Source organism: Halobaculum roseum (genome assembly GCF_019880245.1).
Classification (GTDB): domain Archaea; phylum Halobacteriota; class Halobacteria; order Halobacteriales; family Haloferacaceae; genus Halobaculum; species Halobaculum roseum.
Genome location: NZ_CP082287.1, coordinates 1 through 15,697, shown reverse-complemented (window position 1 = coordinate 15,697; position 15,697 = coordinate 1). Strand labels below are relative to the sequence as shown.

Sequence of the window (15,697 nt, the reverse complement as noted above, 5' to 3'; positions counted from 1 at the left end):
GGTTTACCAGGGGACGAGGTCGACACACTGGGCCAGCGGGAGGCCCATCATCGAACCGGCGACGGTGTACAGCGGGCCGAGTACCACGAGGACGACCGCGGATTTCATCGCGGAGCGTTTGTGGCGCTTGAGGCCCTTCTTCTGCTCGGGATTGAGGGTAAACATCTCGATGAGGGAGTCAGCCTGCCAGACGATAGCGAGGCCGACGATCCCCAGCGCGGTGGTGAGCTGGAAGAATCCCTCAATCATACTCGGGAGGTTATCCGCGCTGCAGACCGCGTTAGTCTGCGCGGCAGCGGGTTGAACGGCGAACAGGCTCAGCAGGACAACCGTAACTACGGCTTGTCTGTGAAGACTGCTTCCCGACGACGAGTCTCTTTCGGAGCTACGCTCAGGGTCGGAGGGAGTACTATCCTGTGTCATAGCGGGTTAGTCGTTGGAAGCTTCTCCAGCCGGTGAGCAGCCCCGTGGCTCCTCGACGAGCGACTGGAGATCATCGAAGCGGTTCGTCTCCTCTGCGATCTCTTCGAGCGTGTAGCCCTGTTCGCGGGCCCGGTCGAGGAGGTCGCGGAGTTCATCGGGGTCGACACCGCGGACGTCCATTTCCTCGCGGAGGGCGCGACGATAGAGGGCAGAGGCGTTGATGTGGTCGTTCCACATCAGGTACAGGTCATCGATTTCCTCGATGGTGACTGACCGTGTAATCATACGTGCGGGTATGGGTATGCACCGGCTGAATCCCGGTACATGTTGACACGATAGCTGGAACGCTAGTAAATACTTTCTGGCCAACACGGGCGCAATAATTTAAAGTAAATTATAATCGATGGACTCGTTCACCACGGATAATAAAGTTAACCAACAAAAGAGGGTGGTCCGAACAGAGTGTTGGTTAAGGCCGGTGCGAAAATTTACTCGATCTCGACGACGTTCCCACTACCCTCGCCAAGGATTTCCCGCACCTCGGCCAAGAGTTCCTGACCCTCGTCGTGTAGCCGCGTACCCTCCTCGAGGTCACAGTCGTCGGCATCGAGTTGCTCGATTATCTCCTCGACGCGGCTCAGGCGGTCGTGGATCGCTGAATCGTTTGCCACGCTTAGATCACCCCCAGCCACAGCGCAGTGATGACCAATAGCAGCAACAGCAACACACCGATGGCGGCTTTGTAGTAGATCGGCGGAAGCCCCTCGGAGGCGGCCGCCTCGTCGACTGCTTCGGCGAGCTCCCGCTCATGTTCGTGTTCCTGACGGAACGTTTCGTACGCGGCCTCAAGCTGTTGCTCCAGCGGCTCGATCTCGCTCGCGAGGAACTCCTCACGCGAATTCGCGGTATACTCGCCGGCGGCTGTCGGCGTGATCGTTGCGACATCCGCCACCTGATCGGCGATCAGTCGGTCGTCAGTGTGCCCGATCGCGGTGACGATGGGCGTGTTGGCGGTGAAGATGGCCTCGGCGATCCGGTCGGTGTTGAACGCCTGAAGGTTCGAATCGCTCCCACCGCCGCGGCCGACGATGATCGCGTCGACGTCCTCCGAGCGGTCGAGATGGTGAATCCCGTTCGCGATGGATGTCGGCGCCTCTGAACCTTGGACCGTGGCGTCCTTCACCAGAATGTCGACGGTGGGGTCCTGCTCGTGGATTGCGTTCTGGATGTCGTACCGAGCGTCTCCTCGAAGGGACGTGACGACGCCGACTCGCTCCGGGAACGCCGGCGGTTGCTGTTTCTGCTCGTCCTCGAACCAGCCACGCTCTTCGAGTTCGCTTCGCAGTCGCTCGACGGCTTCCGCCTGGTCGCCGTCGCCGACGACGATAACCTCCCACGGTTTGAGGTCGATCTTCCCACCTTCAACCCAGTAGTCGATATCGCCCTCAAGGATGACTTCGGTCCCGTCCTCAAGGTTGGCGTCCATCTCCCGGTAGCGGTTCGCCCAGATCATACAGCGGAGCTCGGCGTCGCCGTCGGTGAGCGCGAAGTAAAGCGCCGTGCTGTTCTGGTGGAGGTCGGTGACCTCGCCGATACAGCGGACGCCGTTGAGGGCAGGCGTGTCTTGGACGACCGACGCGATCCGGTCATTCAGCTGTGATACGCTAAGGACCTCTCTCGCACTGGGTTCGACCGCCTGCCGTTCGGTATCCGGTGCGTCCGCCATCTCTGTTTCCTACCTTCTGATCAGGAACCTCAAAAAGCTACGTTCGAGTGGGGGGTTAGCTGCGTTACGCAGGCCTACAGATCGCGGGGCTGGACCGTCTTTCGGTCGTTGGCCTCGGCACGCTCTGCGGCGTCGTCGAGCAGTTCGGCGACTTCTTCGTTGAGGGCGTCGTAGAAATCTGCCGAGACGTTGTGGTCCGAAAGTGCGTCCTTCACGGTTGCTTTGACGATTAGGTCAGACATTGCGTAATAGGGTTCACCAGGTGATATATAAACGATTGTTCTTTGTGTCAACCACACATCTTGGAGACTCAGCATGGAAGAACTCGATTTGGAGAACCCTCTAGCACACTTATGGCGTCGCAATTTTGCATTCGGCTACTGGGATAATCGAATCAAGAAACTCAACCCCTACAATCGCTACGACGGAATGGACTCGCTCTATATTCTAGCTCAATTATCCGATCTATATGCCCACCTGTTCGCGGTGAATGCTCGGAATCCAGAGCAGCCCTGGATGATGGTGAAAGAGGATACCTATACACGGGATATCGCCAGTGTCCTTGATGAGCTTACAGTGGAGATTGATGAGGGCGAGATGGTTTCAGTTAGCCGCTTAGCGGAGGAGCCGGAGAATCTAATCGACTTTGAGCAGGTCATCGATGAGATAGATGCAACAGACCGGGAGATGATCGCACGAGAGTTCTTAGGATGTTCCGCAGTCTACGACGACGGAACAAATGAATTGGACTTCGTTGAAGATCCCGACCTACATATCGCAGCTGCGAATGCCGCCCTCAATTTTTGGCGAGGATTCCGACCGTTACTGAATGATTTGAAGCACGGGTTTCGCGTTCTACCAGTCACGATAGCGGATATCGAGTGGCTTTGGGAAGGGGGACTTTTCGGACAGCTAGATACCGAGGTTGAAGACCTAATAGACGACATGGAAGCTGTACAGCAGGATCAATGGGGCTTCTTTTTCCTTAGACTCCAAACGGAATCGCTGGGGAACCGACATTACGACGCCGAGTTAAATCTCTATTATGTGAACAGTAATGTGTGCAAGCAGATGTCGGAAGTGATTTTGAATCTTGTCTACAACCTGATTATGGGACGAGAAGGCGGACAAACTATAGCAGAACCGATGTCAGAGGCAATAGAGGAGTCCAGTTCCACTGATTCCTACTCAATCCAAACCTTAGAGCATCTAATTACGATGAGTCTCCAAGTAGAAGAGCCAATGTAGCACCCCATATCGGCATATGGCACAAATTTGTGGTATGCGTTTTCAGAGATAGTCTACCCGACCATCCTACCTTGCTCATGGATATAGTCCAAGAGACGACGATACAGATCGGCACAACTTGTAGAAGTATCGCGGTGGGGAGCGATTGAGGAGAGTGTATCCCAATCACCAACTAATACGAGTCGCTTCTTTGCACGAGTGAGTGCAACGTTCAATCTACGAGGCCCTTCATTTGGGAACGCCAAGAACCCCGAGTTGTTCCGATCATTACTCACGGTAAAAGAGACGATGATTACCTCTCGTTGACCTCCTTGGAAGGAGTCAATGGTTTGGACCTTGATTTTCTCTGCTGCATCTGCATCAAATTCTGAAGCCAGCTCACCCTCTACTAGACCTTTCTGACCAGTATATGGCGTGATCACTCCAATGTCACTTGCATCAACTCCGGCGTTCAGCGATCTCTGAACTTGTGCAACGACTACCTCCGCCTCGGATGGATTTTCACGCGAATTCCCTTGATTAGATTCCTGGTTGGAGATATTTATCCCAACTAGCGGTTGTAACCCGGAGATAGTCGCCGATCTGTTCGGTTCCCCGTGGAGCAAAAGTCCATTGTAGAACTCCTTATTAGAGAAATTGGCGATAGATTCGTGCATTCGGTATTGCCTTCTAAGTGTGGTTTTCGCATCGTCTCCGAATCGGTCCAATATATGCTCAAACAATGACGGATAGAACGCTTCATCTGACGCGGTTTCAGCAGAATGGTACGGCGGGAGCTGCTTATGGTCGCCAGCCAACACGAGCTTTGATCCAAGCTGAAATGGGACTGCAGTTGCCGGGATACTCGCCTGCGTTGCCTCATCAACCACAATCAAGCTAAATCGGGCCAGATCAAGTCGATCTGCGCTGTTGGTCGTCGTTGCAACAATTTGAGCCCGGTCCGTCTCTTCATCAGCATAGTGGGTGGAAACAACTCGAGACGTGATTTGGTCTCGCCGGCCGATTCGTGCCATTCGGTATCCTTCTGCTTGGATTATCCCGTGGAGAGACTCCTCGTCAGGGTTATCCGGACTGCTCTCTCCAGCGATCAGATTATCTACTGCTTGATTTGAGTGCGCACAGACTAAGACACGTTCCCCCGACTCAACTGCGGACTGGATGACCGCTGTTAGCGTTCGGGTCTTTCCTGTTCCTGGTGGCCCATGAATACAGTACGCATCCTCCGCTCGAAGAGCATTAATCGCTGCCCGACGCTGGTAGGAATTCAATTCGAGCGAAGTATTCAGTGAAACCGATAGGGGTGCATCGAACGAGAGAGATGAATCACCTGCTAGAAGCTGCTTGCCCGAACTGGAGTCGGCCATCTGTCGGAAAGCCGAACGCTCGCGCTGGAAAGCAATATTTCGGTCGAGGATCGCAACAGAAACCCGGTCTGCCCGTCGGAGATCATCCTTCGCTTGAGAAGTCCGAGTTGTCGCCTCCCAGTCAAGCTCTATGTTGAAATCACTCAACCCGACACGCGTAACGATGCCCGGTACGATCGGCGAATTCGAATCACCACCTGACGCAACCCCGACAATGTTGCCCTCGTGGATTCCGTAAGTCGATTGGACTGGATTACGGTGCGTTCCAGACCCTGGTGCTGAAACAGAAATACGATCCTCAGCTAAACGGGAGTATCCCGCAGAAGCGATTCCATCTCCGCCTTGTTCCCGCTGCAGTCTATCGATAGACATTCCTCTATTGGAATCCCAGACAGACCGTCGTTCCGCCTCCAACTCATTCGCCATCGCCTGCTCCGTTGCGTCGATAAAGTCATCATATTCATCATCCGATAGGGGATCAACAGCCGAGAGTTCCCGTGGTGGTTGTGGCGGACGATCATCGAAATACTCAGAAGGCAAGTATGAGGGTTGCTCAGATGGCGAATAACTAGAGTGCCAGAACCGCATTCGATACGCTAGATACGTCGATGCAGCCTCTCTGACCTCTCGGAAATCATCCCCGCCCGTGTTAGCATTCAAAAAGTGTAGCTCATGTGGGTCAGAACCCTCACTAAGTAGGGTCTCGTCAGTTTCTCGGCGATAAATAAGATATTCTCCAGTCAGCTCTGCCGAATCATCCTCGTGGAGAGGAATAAATACCTGACCACCTTGCTGAACCAGTGTCTTTTGGACGCGAAAGGCATTGATGATCTCTCCGACTGGAATCGGTTCCTCGAGGTTCCAAGCGTCATCGGACTCGATCACAGACGTAGAGACAGACAACTGGGAGAGCTGATAGTCGTCTTCAAGAAATGACTCGGTAACTGAATCCAAGTAGGCCTCCATAGTCGAGGAAGATACGCTACCGTAGTAAAAAACACGGGCAACGCACCGCTAGGCTAATTTCCCTGATGAGAGGTGCATTACCTCCATCTCTGAGCTAATTTTCTCTACTTCTGACTACCAGCCCTATGGGTCTATCTGAAAGCAGTCTGGGCAATAGTCCCAGTCCGCTTGTTCGTGGTGAGATCGATTGTTACACTTTCGCGGATTTCCGTTTAGGTGGTCCAATCCCCAATCCGGGTTTGGAGCTTTTCCGAACAAAATTGCCGCCTCCGTCTCCCCCTCCCCGGTATGGTTCGTGAGAAGGTGAACAGGGCAGTGCTGGCATTCCCAGAGCGCGACGTCGGCGCGATCATCGTACCTTCGTTTGATGACTTCCTTTCTCGTCCATTCGTGAATGCCGTGTGGTCCGCGACACGGTGCGACATCAGTACGGTTTGCTAATGCTCCCTCAAACGACCGTTCACGACCAAACGAATCGCCGTTCTTCCAGTCGTCAAAATCGTTCGCAACATCTGGATAGGGGATAACAGCGTCACGAAGAACTTCGATGTCGACCTCTGGTGCGAGCACCCCCTCGTAGTCGTACACGAACTTGGTTAGTTCGTGATCGTACCGCCGGCGTGATCCGCACCACCAGCAGTATTCGTATTCGTACCCGTCCGGATGCGCATATCCTGGGACTTGGCTCCAATTGTGGCTCCCGTATTCTTCGACGAAATGGCAGCCTCGAGATTTTTCCTCCCAGTCGAGATTCGCTTCGACACGAGTGTCGAACTCCCACAGGTCGTACTCACGGATGCTGAAAGCCCGACCGTCGTCGGCTCGGAACGCGTCGTCGACGACGTTATATTCCAGCTGCTCGTCACCAAAATCCTCAGACTCTAACCACGCGACTGAGTACCCCGCTGAAAGGTAATCGTGGGTAGTTCCTTCGATATCCTTACTGTGGTGCTTGTGTTGAACCTCAATGATAAGGCCGCCTCCGAAGAAGGGGTTTTCCTCATCGAACTCAACGAGGGCGTCGGCCCGTCGGGTCTCGGGAGTTGTTGGCGTCCCTGTCGCGTCGATTGTGATTTCAGCCCCGACGCGTGCTGCATTCGGATACTGGTCAGCAAGCGTAGCGACTGCCAATGCCGTACAGCGAACGTGGGTATCTGATTCCCCCTGGCCCGCCTTTGAACAGGACTCAGCTGCGTCGTCGGCAGCGTGAAAGAAGTGGCGGGCACGGTGGTCACCGTCGCGAGGATAAAGGATACTTCGGCACTCAGGACATTCGACGGGCTGCTGGTCATTGACCTGTATAGGGGTAACAATCTTCCCGTCGTCGAGCGCTCTGAACGGCACGGTCAACTGAACCAAAATACGTGGTCTGCTTGAACTTTCCGCTGTTCCGGATTACAGATGACAAGAGAATATGCCGAGATAAAATGGGAATGAGGATTCTATTTTTCAGAGAACGGATGGTGTTCTCCGTGGCATTCTGCACAAAGTGTCTCTAAGTTCTCTACAACATCGGCATTGGCCGGGTCTTCGAATTCTGCAATATCAGTCAAATGATGCACGTTCAATCCGACACCAAATTTCTCTTGATGCTTTTCTTCAGAAATCCCACACGATTGGCACTCATAGTCATCTCGTTTTAGTGCCTGTGTACGGAGTTCTTTCCACTCTGCGCTTGCGTAGTGCTTCTGCCGAGAGTCACGATTTGCCGGAATGGACGGGTCTGGGCCGTCAATATTCGCTCTATTCAGGGCTTCCGACCAGCTCCCAAATCGGTACTGGTAGGTTTGACTACTGTACTTGCCGGCGTGATCCATCATTCGAACCGACGCTTTGCCTGTCAACTCAAAGATTCGCCAGAGCTCACTAATGAGATCCCACTCGCTGTATTGTTTCGATCCATCCGCATCATGATCGTACCTTCCGGGTTCAAGATCAGTCAGCCCAGCGAAGACAGCTGTACCGTACACGGAGCCGAACTCATTGATATAGTCTTCGCGACTGTATCCATCTATCTCATCTAATTCGTGAGGCGTCGGCATTCGTCCGAGTACGTCATATTGTCGGCGGAAACGATTGAGCATCACCTGGCGGTCCGAGTTGGACGCAGCATCCTTTCCAGGCGAATTTGCTGGAGTTTCCTCCTGGTCAGAATCTCTAGAATCAGAAAGTTCAATAACCCTCTCTCTAGCCTCAATTCTTGAAATATTGTGGGCGTTCGTCAGATGAGTAACCAGCCCATCTGAATTCGAGAAGGATTTTGAGCACTGAGGACAATCCATCTGTTCTTATTCGAGCAGGGTGCTGAATAGAAATATTGGTTATTGAGAGAGGCGGAATACCAACCTAAGAATCGATTTCATTGAGAGCTTCCGTCGCCACATCTCCAAGTTCTCCCGCTTCGATATGTGAGTAGCGCTCCCGAACCATCTCCTCGGAGTTATCTAAGTAGCGGGCAGCGACCGTGTACCCAAACGCGCGGACAAGTACCTCCCCCATCCCACGTCGACCACCGTGCGGAGCAAGATAATCGTGTTTCGGATGGTCGATATCGATCTCTGCGCTCTCCGAGAGCCGTTGGAGAATCGACCGTGCGCCGTCCGTCGTGATCGACGGCGGCCGAATATCCTCATCGAGCGCCAGCAGGAGGTCTCGAGCGTGCTCATCACGCCGCTCAGTAATTGCCTCTGGGGGTTCCCCTCGGTCGGCGAGCTCTTCCCGGACGAGCTCCGCGAGCGTCCGTTGGTCGAACGTCGGAAACACCGGCCACCGCTCGGTCGGCGGGTCCATCAGCTGGCGATAGCTTCGCAGCGGGGAAATCACTGGATCGGGGAGACTCGCGGCGTCCCACTGCTGTTTCTTCCGGTAGACGTCCATACTGCCGTCGTCGAGGGAGAGGTCCTCCCAGCGGACGCCGCGCCGGCGCGGGTCGTTCGGATCGCGGAGGAGTTCGCCGACGCGGACGGCGGTATACGCGAGGACGAACACCAGAGCCCGGTCACGAGCCGCCTTCAGGCCTGCGTAGCGTCCCCGCTGCTTGTCGAGGGGGTCAGTATCCTCTGGGAGTATCGTGTACGCCTCGACGGCGTCGCGGGCCCGTTCGTCGACGTGGCGGGTGAGGGCGTGGCGCTGTTTGGACGTCCAGGCCTGTTGGTCGCCGGGCTTGCGGCCGTCGTCCTCCGGGAGCGGCGCCATCGCACTCGCCCGCTGCGCGTAATGCGCTTCGAGATATCCCTCGTTGACGCACCAGCCACACCACGCAGAGATATAGCGGTAATAGGTTTGTACCGTGTTCTGCTTGAGTCCCCGATCTCCACCGAGATGCCGGGCGTACTCCCGGAACACGCGTTCGTCGAGATCGTCGAAGGTCGGCTCCCGGTCGACGTCGTCGGGGACGATCCCGGTCCAGTCGTCGTCGCCGCGGTCGCCGGCGGTCCACTCGGCGAATCGCTCCAGCTCGCGTGCAGCGTTTCGTCGATAGTTCCCGCCGTCGCCTCCGCGGCCTTTCCCCTTGTCCTGGAGGTAGCGCTCGAAGCTGTCGTCGAGCGGCGTCGAAAGCGCTCGATCAGGCATCCACCGGCCCTCCACCGTCCTGCGGGACCGGTCTCGGGTCCTCTACCCCGGGGGAAGCGCCGTCATGAGGCGGTTGCAGCATTCGTGCTTCACCGACGGCGTCGGGGTACTTCAAAGTGGTCGTGATTACGGGCATAATCAGGACCACTTGCTGTATTCGGCCCATCGGGAGAATTCGAGGATCTGGAGTCTCTTAGCGCCGGAATTCGGCACTACAGGAAAATATAAATCGTATATCGCTATACAAAATATCGGCCCTTTGGAAGTTGCGACTACACCGGGTTTAGCGGGCCTATGATGCGTGTTTTCAGCCGAATCAGTGAACAGAAGCTGCTTCAGATCACCCTTCGTTCGCTTCTTCCTGTCGTACTAACAACCAGATAGTCGTTTTCCCGAGATTCTCGATAGCGTTGCCACTCGGGAATCTGCGCTCACCCAGGAGCGAGGGCCCTGCTATCCGATCCCAGTTTCCTTCTTCAGCAGCGTCAATGTGTTATAAGCCGTCACGATCGGCGAATGCTCGTACTCACCTGTCAACTCGACCTGGACGAGCAAATCAACCGCTCGCCAAATCGAGTACAGGAGACACGCAAACGCGAAGTAGAAGAAGCGGAGTCCGAAATTTTTCGATGTCGTCGCGGCCATGAATCGCTTAATCGACCTGTACCCACTCTCGATTTCCCACCGGTAGCCGTACTCCGTGAGGTGCCCGCTCCCTCGGTTCGTCATGAACACCGAATACTGACGGTGGTCGTCGTGGTCTGAGTCCTCTTTTCGCCGATAGATCAGCGTCGTCTCGTGCCACTCATTCTTGCCGAGATGGAGTTTACGGTCCGTCTCGTACCGATCTTGATCGCACTGGAGTAACCGCTTTGCCTGGGCCTTCTCGCTGGTCTGCATCCGCTTCGGAACGACGTACGTGAGCCCGCGTTGGCTGACCATCTCTAGGACGTGTTGGCTGTCGAACTCCCGGTCCATCAGCACATTGTCGACGTGGACGAGTTCTTCAGCCGAGTCGAGCAGGTCTTCGACAATCTCCAAGCGACTCTCGCCTCTACGTACGGGACGAGCGTCCAGGACAATCGGGACCGCATTGCCGACTAACTGCACCGTCGCCCACTGATAGGCGTACTCATCGCTCTGCTCTTTGGTCCCGAGAATCTCGTCTTCATGGCCTGTGCGGTCGCCTGTGAACGGCTCGGCTTCGGTGATGTCGATGGCGACGATACCAGCTCGAAGGAACTCCTCCGTCTCCGCCGCCTCGCCCAACAATCGGCCGATAGCCTGTCGGTACATTTCCCGAATCTGTTCGATGGAGAGGTCTCGAAGGTGTTCACGATGAGCGTGGCCCAGTGGTGTTCGCTCTCTAGTCGATTCGTAAGTGAAGCTGCGAGCGCCCTCGTTGGCGGCTAAGTTTTCTCGGAGGCCCAGATACGTTTGTAGGTCCCAATATGCGTTCTCGTGTATCTCACAGCCCTCGTCACGGTCTAAGGAGAAGGCGGGAAAGACGACGCGACTGACGTGGTCAGTGAGCTTCTCCGCCTGCTCAAGGACAGTCTGATCGTCGGGTTTCGGTTCGTCAGAATCGTCGAGGCGGTGTCGAAGCTTTCGCTCCGGTTCACGGGGAACGTCGACGCCCTCGTTCTGGGCTTTAATCAGGACCGTTCGAGCAGCGGCCTCGACCGTCTCGCGAAGGTCAGCTGTGAAGCGTTTGTTCCAGCTGCGCCACAGCGTTGACTGGTCTGGCACCGTGTCCAATCCAAGTTCCTCGCAGAGGTTGGAGTGGGAATCGAGATACTCGACCAAGGGTGTTTCGTGGTCCCACCCGTGGAGTTCCTTCAGGACGAACACCCGAAAGAGAGTGTCCATCTGATAGCGTGTCGCCCCTCCATAGCAGTCGTGAGCGTCGAACCGGAAGTAGGCAAGCGGGAGTGACCAGACGAACTCCACGACCGAGTTATGGCTCTCGGAGCCGAACCACATCTCCGAGACCGTCCGGACATCAGATTCTAATCCGGCAAGCGAGGTTCGATCGTACAGCGGTGTCGAATCATACACCGGCCACTCGACAAAAGAACGTTGGGCGAGCCGTCGAAAGACCGTTCGGCGAGATACAGGCGTCGAAACCACTACGAGACACTGACGTACTATATTGTGAGCCCGACTGTCTCACGAGTCAGAACGTTCGCGTATCCCGAGACGGACATCCGAAGGGACGGCACCCCAGTAAACGAAAGTGACTGGAGTGCGAGCATCGGATTACCGCCTGTCGCCCCGAGTTCATTGACGGCGGCTTCGATCTCGCCGAACGCCTCCGCAGTTTCGGCCACCTCTCGATCTGCACACCGTGCCCCAATCGGAGTCGGGAACGTCGCTCGAACCGAGTCCTGACCGACGACCGCCCAACCACCGTTCATTTCGGCAACTTGGTTGACCGCAGTTTGCATCGCGTCGTCGCTTGCGCCGACAGCGACCAGTCCCGGTGTTTGCCATGTGTGAGTGGTTGCAACGGCACCTTCCTCAAGGCCCAGCCCGGTGATGAACCCAGTAAACCCTGTTTCATCGTGTTCTGGCTGCCTGTCCAGGAGCGAAATCTTGAGTACGTCTCGTTCGGGTGCAGCAACGAGCTGTCCGTTCTCGACTCGTGGTTCAACTGTTGTTTCGCTCGATATCGGTCCGTGCTCGTGTTTGATCGCTCTCACGGCACCTTCCGTCGCTGCGGTTTCGGGAACGTGAAGTACGTCGTTCAGGTCGACGTTCACCGAGTTACAGAACGATTCTGGATACTCGTGTGGTCGGGGCTCGACGCGTGGTTCTCCGTCACGAACAACGACATCACCACCGCTGACCACGGTATCGACCTCGACTGTTTCGAGGTCATCGAGAAGGACGATATCGGCGATATGGCCAGGAGTGAGCGAGCCGCGTCCGTCGAGACCAAAGTGACGAGCAGGATTGAGCGTCGCCATTCGGATTGCGTCTGCTGGGTCGACGCCCTCCTCGATAGCGCGGCGAATCACTGCGTCCATGTAGCCATCATCGACGATATCCTCAGGCCAGATCCAGTCAGTTGAGAGCGACAGTTCATGCGAGCCGATTTGTTGATAGGCGTCTGCCAGTATCCCGATGTCATCCCGGAACGATCCGTATCGCCCAACGGCGTGTATCCCGTTTTCCAGCCGTTCGATCAGCTGTTCGCTCGAAATGGCCTCGTGGTCGTTCGTGACGACCGATGCGAACGCCGTCAGTTCGTCACCCGAACACCCTGTCCCGTGCCCTCCAATCCGTTTGTTCTCCTGTTGAGCGCGTTCGTATAACGCCTCGGATGGCGAGTTACGTCCGACTATCTGAACCCAAGCGGTCTCTCCGACGCCGACGACTCGCTCGACTGTGAGCAGGTCGACGAGTTCGTCCGTGGCTGTCTCGTCAGCTCGTTGGGGGTCGAAGAGATCGAACAACTGCTGTGGCGGCACGGTCGCGAAGACCGCAACAGGTAGCTCGGCCGTCGCGTCGAGGAGGTGGCGGACACCAGCCGCGCCAAAGCTACTCCCGAACTCACTAGTTTCGGTAACGACAGCCGTGGTCCCCCCCGCGAGTGCATAGTGGTACGTCTGTTCGAACGGCTGGAAGGAATCAACGTGTACGTGGGCGTTGATGAATCCTGGCGTGACGACCTGCCCTGTGGCGTCGAGAACCGTCGTGTTTTCCCCGATGATCGGCGTCGCATCGTCGGGAAGCGCTGCGACTCGCTCGTTTTTGATGGCGACGTCACGTGCAGACAACTCGCCCGTCTCAGGAATCAGTACGTCTCCACCTGAGATGATGAGGTCGGCATTCGACTCTCCGAGTGCAACGGCTTGAAGCGGATTCATCTGCCTGGCCCTCCCGAAATTCGGTTTCTCGAGAGTTCGCTCACTATGGGTTTCAGCGTTCCACAGCGGTCGATCGTCCTATTGTTGGTAGTAGCGTCGTGCATATCAGAGAGGTTGTTCGGCTGGTAGTTAACGTTATAATTGCGTATACGCAACGACGCCCGCAGTTTCATCTGTAGGCGTGCGAAAACTGTTTGATTGTTCGACTATGATATTGCATATGCGCGAGTACGTCTTGTCCGCTGAGTACGACCGTGGAGCCGATCCAGTGATGGATATTTTCATCGACAATCCGGATCTCATCGGTCGTGCGCTACGCGTCTCAGTATCCAACACGGGATTGTGGCGCGTCGACCGCTTTGTGGGTTCAAGCGAGACGTTGAATCGATTGGAAGCGGTCGTGACAGACACCACGATATGCAACGAGTGTCTCGGGGAGCATCCAAACTGTAGCTACGAGACCGAGTACGAGGTGATCGAGGACGGTACCGAGAGTCTCCTTGTGTACGCGTACACCTCCGGCGGGCGGTACTGTCACTCCGTCCCGCACCTCGTCACCCGAACGATTGGCGAAGGACCACTGTTCGACGCACGACGGCGGAGAAACGTGTACGAGTGGCGCGTCCTTCTCCCCGGTGATGCTTCTGGTGGGGAGATTTTCGACCGTCTTCAAGATGGACTGCCGAGTGGCGTCAGCCTGTCGTTGAAACAAGCTGGAGCCCCTTCATTGTGGTCGACGGTTGATGTCTCGCAGACTGTTCTCTCCCCTGACCAGCGCCACGCGATTGAGACGGCTGTTGAGCTTGGATACTACGAAACGCCGCGGGGGGTATCACTCGGCGCGGTCGCAGACGAACTCGGCATCCCAAAGTCGACGCTTCGATACCGTCTCCGCCATGCGGAGCAGTGGGTGATCGAACAGGTCTTCGGGGAAAGTCGGACACCCACAGAGCGTACCGACCGCATCCGCTCACAGTGAGACACACTCACACTGTCTACCGATCACAGTACTGGAGACAGTAGCAATTCCCCACTGCATCCGTTCCATGCATTGAGAGCACTAGTCTCAACTCCTCTCGGCCCTCGCTCTGCGCGAGGTCATTCGTCTCCGAGTTCCGATAGCCGAGCCTGAATTTCCTCAGCATCCGCATCAGAGAGCGCTTCTACCCCGAACTGGACGAGTAGCGGGTAGAAGTGGCGGTTCTTTTTGAACTCGTCCTGCCCCGCCTTGCGGAGCTTTAGCTGGGACTCAAGGTAGGTATCCTCCATCTCGTCGAGGACATCGTCGGGAATGTAGATCGTCCGCCCGTTCCACTCGTCCTTGATGTTCGTCTTCGTTTTGCTCGTTTCGTTCGTTTCACTCGTTGAAGTCGATTCGGTCGTTTCGGTTGATGAACTGGTTTCCACCGTTTCACTCACCTCACTCGTTTCGCTGGTATCGACCTCATCGTCCTCCTCTTCGTAGTTGCCCTCGATGCCGGAAGCATCACCCCAGCCGTCGCTCATGCTTTCACCTCCTCGGGTGCGGTCTTCTCGAACGTCTCGTTGAACAGGTCGGCGATCTCGTTGAACAGGTCGCGTGCATCCTCGACGCGCTGGTTCTCTTTGCCGAATCCGAAGACGGACACCCCATCACCGATCGACTGGGAGAGGTCGGTCCGCTTCGGAATCTCGAACACTGGGAGGGAGTACGCCGACTTGATCTCCTCGATGGTGTCGCGGTGTTCAGCGTTCTGCTCGACGCGGTTACAGACAATTGCGAGCCGATTGATGTCTCCGTACGCCTGTTCGAGGGAGCTCAGCTGCTTTGCGAAAATCTGGAGGCTGTTGGCGTTGAGCTTCTCTGGGATGACGGGGATGACGACGTTGCCGGTCGCGACGAGGGCGTTGTCGGTGAGGACGTTCAGTGATGGCGGCGTGTCGACGATGATGTAGTCGTAGTCCTTCTCGAGTTCGTCGAGAGTCATCTCCAACCGCTCGCGACTTTTCGGCGCCTCAAGCAACGTCTGGATGTTCTTGTTGTTCGCCAGCTTCTCGCTGGCGGGAAGGATGTCGAATTCCTGGTGCTCGACGATGATGTCGTTCACCGACTCCATCTGGTCGAAGTCGAGGACGTCGAACAGCGTTGTGCGGTCGGTGTCGTAGTACAGATCGTTGTAACCAAGCGAGCAGGTGAGCCCTCCGTGGTAGTCGATATCGACGAGGAGGACGTCGTGGCCTCGGGCTGCGAGTGCGCCGCCAGTATGAATGACGTCGGTTGTCTTCCCCGCGCCCCCCTTCTGATTCGCCACCGTGATTCGTGCGGTATTGGTATCGGCCATTATCTTCGTTCCTTTCGTTATGTTCGTTTTGTTCGTTTTGGTCGTTTAGTTCGGTGCGTTCGGTGAGGGTGTTTCACTCGGTGAGAGGATTACTACGGTGTTAAAACCAACTGTTCGTTCCACTCGTTGAAGTAAACTCACTCGTTGCCATCAACCCATTCGTTCTATTCGTTGCGTTCGTTTCTTTCGTTTTGTTCATCGGGC

At 55.9% G+C, this 15,697-nt stretch carries 15 protein-coding genes; 2 read left to right on the top strand and 13 right to left on the bottom strand.

Annotated elements, in window-relative coordinates; genetic code table 11:
* Positions 1-3 precede the first annotated feature (3 nt).
* From K6T36_RS15310 to K6T36_RS15290, 5 genes are all read right to left on the bottom strand, one after another.
* Positions 4-423 (bottom strand): DUF7985 family protein, encoded by a 420-nt coding sequence (locus K6T36_RS15310; protein ID WP_222923578.1) that lies wholly within the window; start codon positions 421-423, stop codon positions 4-6.
* Positions 424-429: 6 nt separating this feature from the next.
* Positions 430-708: a hypothetical protein gene (locus K6T36_RS15305; RefSeq protein WP_008458695.1), complete on the bottom strand. Its 279-nt coding sequence runs from the start codon at positions 706-708 to the stop codon at positions 430-432.
* Between the two features lie 203 nt (positions 709-911).
* Positions 912-1,094, bottom strand: a complete 183-nt coding sequence (xseB, locus tag K6T36_RS15300; RefSeq protein ID WP_222923577.1) for an exodeoxyribonuclease VII small subunit — start codon at positions 1,092-1,094, stop codon at positions 912-914.
* A 2-nt stretch (positions 1,095-1,096) separates the two neighbouring features.
* On the bottom strand, positions 1,097-2,149 hold the full coding sequence (gene xseA, locus K6T36_RS15295; protein WP_222923576.1) for an exodeoxyribonuclease VII large subunit: 1,053 nt from the start codon (positions 2,147-2,149) through the stop codon (positions 1,097-1,099).
* Between the two features lie 74 nt (positions 2,150-2,223).
* Positions 2,224-2,391 carry a DUF1931 domain-containing protein gene (locus K6T36_RS15290; RefSeq protein ID WP_222923575.1) on the bottom strand — a complete coding sequence of 56 codons (168 nt, stop codon included), beginning with the start codon at positions 2,389-2,391 and terminating at the stop codon, positions 2,224-2,226.
* A gap of 73 nt (positions 2,392-2,464) precedes the next feature.
* On the opposite strand from K6T36_RS15290, the gene K6T36_RS15285 reads away from it, so the two are divergent.
* Positions 2,465-3,397, top strand: a complete 933-nt coding sequence (locus K6T36_RS15285; protein ID WP_222923574.1) for a hypothetical protein — start codon at positions 2,465-2,467, stop codon at positions 3,395-3,397.
* A 53-nt stretch (positions 3,398-3,450) separates the two neighbouring features.
* On the opposite strand, the gene K6T36_RS15280 is transcribed toward K6T36_RS15285, so the two are convergent.
* The 6 genes from K6T36_RS15280 to K6T36_RS15255 all read right to left on the bottom strand — a co-directional run bounded on the left by K6T36_RS15280 (position 3,451) and on the right by K6T36_RS15255 (position 13,172).
* Positions 3,451-5,727, bottom strand: coding sequence for a DEAD/DEAH box helicase (locus K6T36_RS15280; RefSeq protein WP_222923573.1), 2,277 nt, complete (start codon positions 5,725-5,727; stop codon positions 3,451-3,453).
* Positions 5,728-5,850: 123 nt separating this feature from the next.
* Positions 5,851-6,858, bottom strand: a complete 1,008-nt coding sequence (locus K6T36_RS15275; RefSeq protein ID WP_225935248.1) for a hypothetical protein — start codon at positions 6,856-6,858, stop codon at positions 5,851-5,853.
* Between the two features lie 311 nt (positions 6,859-7,169).
* Positions 7,170-8,009 carry a homing endonuclease associated repeat-containing protein gene (locus tag K6T36_RS15270; protein ID WP_222923571.1) on the bottom strand — a complete coding sequence of 280 codons (840 nt, stop codon included), beginning with the start codon at positions 8,007-8,009 and terminating at the stop codon, positions 7,170-7,172.
* A 64-nt stretch (positions 8,010-8,073) separates the two neighbouring features.
* The gene (locus K6T36_RS15265; RefSeq protein ID WP_222923668.1) at positions 8,074-9,300 is read right to left on the bottom strand and encodes a phage integrase SAM-like domain-containing protein; all 1,227 of its coding nucleotides are present in this window, start codon (positions 9,298-9,300) and stop codon (positions 8,074-8,076) included.
* 453 nt (positions 9,301-9,753) lie between these two features.
* The gene (locus K6T36_RS15260) at positions 9,754-11,430 is read right to left on the bottom strand and encodes a transposase (RefSeq protein ID WP_222923570.1); all 1,677 of its coding nucleotides are present in this window, start codon (positions 11,428-11,430) and stop codon (positions 9,754-9,756) included.
* A gap of 17 nt (positions 11,431-11,447) precedes the next feature.
* Complete coding sequence (locus tag K6T36_RS15255; RefSeq protein ID WP_222923569.1) at positions 11,448-13,172, bottom strand: adenine deaminase C-terminal domain-containing protein; 1,725 nt, start codon at positions 13,170-13,172, stop codon at positions 11,448-11,450.
* Positions 13,173-13,392: 220 nt separating this feature from the next.
* Between K6T36_RS15255 and K6T36_RS15250 the strand changes: the two genes are divergently transcribed.
* Entirely contained in the window at positions 13,393-14,151 is a 759-nt protein-coding gene (locus K6T36_RS15250; protein ID WP_222923568.1) for a helix-turn-helix domain-containing protein, read from the top strand.
* Positions 14,152-14,270: 119 nt separating this feature from the next.
* Here the strand turns inward: K6T36_RS15250 and K6T36_RS15245 are convergent, their stop codons facing one another.
* On the bottom strand, positions 14,271-14,678 hold the full coding sequence (locus K6T36_RS15245; protein WP_142987584.1) for a DUF8160 family protein: 408 nt from the start codon (positions 14,676-14,678) through the stop codon (positions 14,271-14,273).
* Positions 14,675-15,493: a ParA family protein gene (locus K6T36_RS15240; protein ID WP_222923567.1), complete on the bottom strand. Its 819-nt coding sequence runs from the start codon at positions 15,491-15,493 to the stop codon at positions 14,675-14,677. The genes K6T36_RS15245 and K6T36_RS15240 overlap by 4 nt, the downstream gene beginning before the upstream one ends.
* Positions 15,494-15,697: the final 204 nt, after the last annotated feature.